Source organism: uncultured Campylobacter sp. (assembly GCF_938017705.1).
Lineage (GTDB): Bacteria > Campylobacterota > Campylobacteria > Campylobacterales > Campylobacteraceae > Campylobacter_B.
This window is the reverse complement of the sequence record NZ_CALIIS010000179.1, coordinates 1-3,626: the sequence shown is the minus strand read 5'-3', so window position 1 is coordinate 3,626 and position 3,626 is coordinate 1. Positions and strand designations below refer to the sequence as shown.

3 protein-coding genes and 1 tRNA gene are annotated in these 3,626 nt (G+C 37.3%); 2 read left to right on the top strand and 2 right to left on the bottom strand.

The genetic code is table 11. The features are described from left to right. The first annotated feature begins 3 nt into the window (after positions 1 to 3). Both Q0605_RS08460 and Q0605_RS08455 read left to right on the top strand, forming a co-directional pair. Positions 4 to 906, top strand: a complete 903-nt coding sequence (locus Q0605_RS08460) for an EpsG family protein (RefSeq protein ID WP_363317214.1) — start codon at positions 4 to 6, stop codon at positions 904 to 906. Beyond that, complete coding sequence (locus Q0605_RS08455) at positions 903 to 2,042, top strand: glycosyltransferase family 4 protein (RefSeq protein ID WP_297989094.1); 1,140 nt, start codon at positions 903 to 905, stop codon at positions 2,040 to 2,042. The genes Q0605_RS08460 and Q0605_RS08455 overlap by 4 nt, the downstream gene beginning before the upstream one ends. Here Q0605_RS08455 and Q0605_RS08450 read toward each other — a convergent pair. Both Q0605_RS08450 and Q0605_RS08445 read right to left on the bottom strand, forming a co-directional pair. Then, the gene (locus tag Q0605_RS08450; protein WP_298706124.1) at positions 2,037 to 2,966 is read right to left on the bottom strand and encodes a sugar transferase; all 930 of its coding nucleotides are present in this window, start codon (positions 2,964 to 2,966) and stop codon (positions 2,037 to 2,039) included. The two genes, Q0605_RS08455 and Q0605_RS08450, sit on opposite strands and share 6 nt — an antisense overlap. 116 nt (positions 2,967 to 3,082) lie before the next feature. Then, positions 3,083 to 3,158 (bottom strand) — tRNA-Phe (locus Q0605_RS08445). Positions 3,159 to 3,626: the final 468 nt, after the last annotated feature.

The following is a 3,626-nucleotide window of genomic DNA, read 5'->3' as shown; positions in this document are numbered from 1 at the left end:
ATAATGTATAAATTTTTATTTTTAGAAACAGAAAGATTATATTCCCTGTACAAAGGGATAATTATGTATCTTTTGATAAAATATTTAAACCCTTTAACTATTAATTATGGATTACTTTTTGTCATTTGGTCTTTAATACAAACTATTGCTTTGAATTATATGGTCAAAACTTATAAAAAATTTTATTATTTTGACGACAAGCTTCAAATTATTACATATATTCTATTTACATTGTCGTTTTTCGCCATGTCATTCAATGCCCTTAGATCGGTTATCGCTACGACCCTTATACCGATAGTTTTTATTTTATACTATGAGCGTGAAATTCTAAAATCTTTTGTGTTTACCACAATAGGAGCGCTTTTTCATCCGACCATTATCATTATAATACCTCTATTTTTTATATTTGATTTATTTAAAAAGCACTATAAGGTCACTTTGATGATTTTTGTATTTATGCTATTTTTTGTGTTTAATAGGATCGGGATCATTCAGATAATTGCAGAATTTATCTATAATCACGCCCCTGCTAATATCTACACGGATTATCTAGCTTCTTATCATATGAAGCCTTATAGCGAAAGTATTTTTAGCTATTTGGGCATCTATTTTATCCTTTTTACGAATATACTATCTATGCTGTTTTATAAAAAAGAGATGGATAAAAAGAGCATATTTTTATACAATCTCGCGTATTTTGCGGCGCTGCTGCGGATTTTATTTTACGGCATCCCTATTTTAGGCAGAGTTTATCTGCTATTTAGCGTTTTTGAATTTTTTATCCCCTACGTTTTATTTAAAAATTTAAACACAAAAAAGACCTTCTACTTGGGGTATTTTATCCTGATAGCTTTTTTTATCACCGTGATAAAATATCTATTATTCAATAACAGAGTCTCGTTTTGAAAAAAATTTTTATTATAGGCGGTGCCGCTTCTATGATGATAAATTTCAGGAAGGAATTTATCATAAAGCTCGCCGGGCAAAATTTTAAAATTTATTGCCTAGCCGGCGACTACGACGATACTTCACGCAGCAGGATCAAAGAGCTCGGCGCGACGGCTTTGGATTACAAGCTAAATTCTAAAGGATTAAATCCGCTTGGTGATGCTCTTGCGGTATATGATTTGATAAGGCTCATTAAAAAATATCAGCCGGATATAGTATTTAGCTTTTTCGTAAAGCCCGTAATTTTTGGCACCATAGCGGCAAAATTAGCGGGGGTGCCGCGTATCGTCGGTATGCTTGAGGGGCTGGGCGGGGCTTTTACTTTGCATAAAAACGGATCTTCGGCCAAGACGAAATTTATAAAATTTATTCAAATTTTGCTTTATAAGCTTAGCCTTCCTCTACTCGATAAGCTCATCTTATTAAATAGCGACGATAAAAAAGACCTCATTGATAGATATAAAATCGGCGTAAAAAGTGTTGAAATTTTAGGCGGTATTGGGGTCGACCTGGCTAAATTTAAATACTCTCAAGCGCCTGCAGAGCCCGTGAGTTTTATATTTGTAGCCAGGCTTTTGGCGGAGAAGGGGGTGTTTGAGTATCTACGGGCCGCAAAGATTATAAAGCAAAAGCACAAAGAGGTGAAATTTTATATTTTGGGCTCCTTTGACGAGACAAATCCTTTCGGTCTGAAAAAACGGCAGCTAGATATGTATCTAAACGATGACATCGTGATATATCCGGGCTTTGTGGATAATGTGGATGAGTGGATCGCTAGCTCTAGCGTGTTTGTGTTGCCATCGTACAGGGAGGGTTTTCCTAGAAGTACGCAAGAGGCGATGGCGATAGGTAGAGCGGTTATCACGACTGATAGCGTGGGTTGCAAAGAGACGGTCATAGATGGATTGAACGGCTTTTTGGTGCCGCCGTACGAATATGAAGCCCTGGTGCGGAAGATGGAGTATTTTATACAAAATCCAGGAACGATCGATACAATGGGGCTAGAGAGCAGGAGGATTGCGGAGAAAAAATTTGATGTTCATAAGGCAAACGATAGGCTTTTAAAGATGGTTTTGGGAGATCAAATTTCATAAACCTTTTTTTCTGATCATAACGGCGATCGTCATGAGGATTGTCTTGATCTCCAGCCACAGCGACCAGTATTTGATGTAGTAGAGATCATACATTAGTTTTTGTTTGGCGTCTTCAATATTTTCTCCATATGGATAATTGACTTGTGCCCAGCCGGTGATGCCAGGACGGACTAGATGGCGTTCGTTGTAATAGGGGATCGCTTTTTCGTAATTTCTGACTAGAATATTCCACTCCGCACGAGGCCCGATCAGGTGCATATCTCCGCGCAGTACATTGATGCACTGCGGCAGCTCGTCCATCCTGGTCTTTCTCATAAATTTTCCGAACTCAAACACCCTGCTATCATTTTTCTGCGTGTATGGATTATGAACGCAATGCTCGTGCATGGTTCGAAATTTATAACATCTGAAATTTTTCAAATTTAGTCCTACGCGATTTTGGATGAAGTATAATTTCCCCGGCGATTGCTCGTCTATCTTCTTTTTTACGTGAAATTTGATCGCAAAAAATATAACGTACAGGATCGCTCCGCCTATGTAGTCTATGACGCGCTTCGTGGCGTACTCGAAGTCGTTATACGGCCTAATATTGCTTAAAAATTCCAAATCCCTATCGTCTTCGGGGATATAGCATTTATGAAAGAATTTTTCTAAAAATTTTTCAATAGTTAGAATTTTGAGCCGCTTGTGATTGAAACGAAACTGCAAGAGCGTAAGGAATTTTATCATTTTGGGATCTATAAATTCTTTGGTGTTTATGATTAGAAATTTATAATTGTGATTTTTAAGTAGGTTTTCGATCTGTAGCTGGACCTCTGCGAAGGGGCGAGTGGCATATTTTACGATGTCAACTTTGTCGAATTTTTTATTAAGCCTTCTTAGCTCCACGTCGGTAAATTTGTATTTTTCACCAAGAATCAGCATGCTTTTACCGCTTTTGCCTTTCGTAAAATTTCGTTATTTTAGCATTGTTGTGTTAAAAGATATTTAATTCGCGATCGCTTTTTATCTAAGTGTAGGTTCATTGAAGGCATATGAGGTGGTGGTTAGAGGCAGAATCGAACTGCCGACACGCAGATTTTCAGTCTGCTGCTCTACCGACTGAGCTATCCAACCACCGAAAAAGAAAAGTAATTTTAGCCATGCAATACTTAAAACTCGGTTAAAATTCTCGGTTTTTGCCAGATTTTTGCACGTTGCGCTCGGAAACAGCCAAATTTACTCAGTTAAAATTTTATAAATTTCAGTAGCGAAAAATATTGCTTATGCGGCAATTTGCAATAATCAAAAAGGGCTATCGATCTAAAAAGCAAAGTGGTATAAAATTGCCGATTCTGCAAATTGTACGCTTGGTTTTAAACTGTGCAAAGTAGATAAATTTACGCCAAATGATCGCGGCATTATTTTAAATTTACGCGTATAACGAGCGATAGCTGCGATTGGTTAAATTTAGCATCGAAAATTGGCTTTAATTTGGACTTGGCAAAGTATCTTTATAAACATCGTGCTCGGGCTAATAGTGTGACATAGGGATGTTTGCTTCGGAATTGAATTTATTTAGATATTCGCGCAGCAGAAGCGTTG

Coding starts and splice junctions, on each gene's coding strand:
- Q0605_RS08450 (WP_298706124.1), bottom strand. CDS start 2,966: ATGCTGATTCTTGGTGAAAAATACAAATTTACCGACGTGGAGCTAAGA.
- Q0605_RS08460 (WP_363317214.1), top strand. CDS start 4: ATGTATAAATTTTTATTTTTAGAAACAGAAAGATTATATTCCCTGTAC.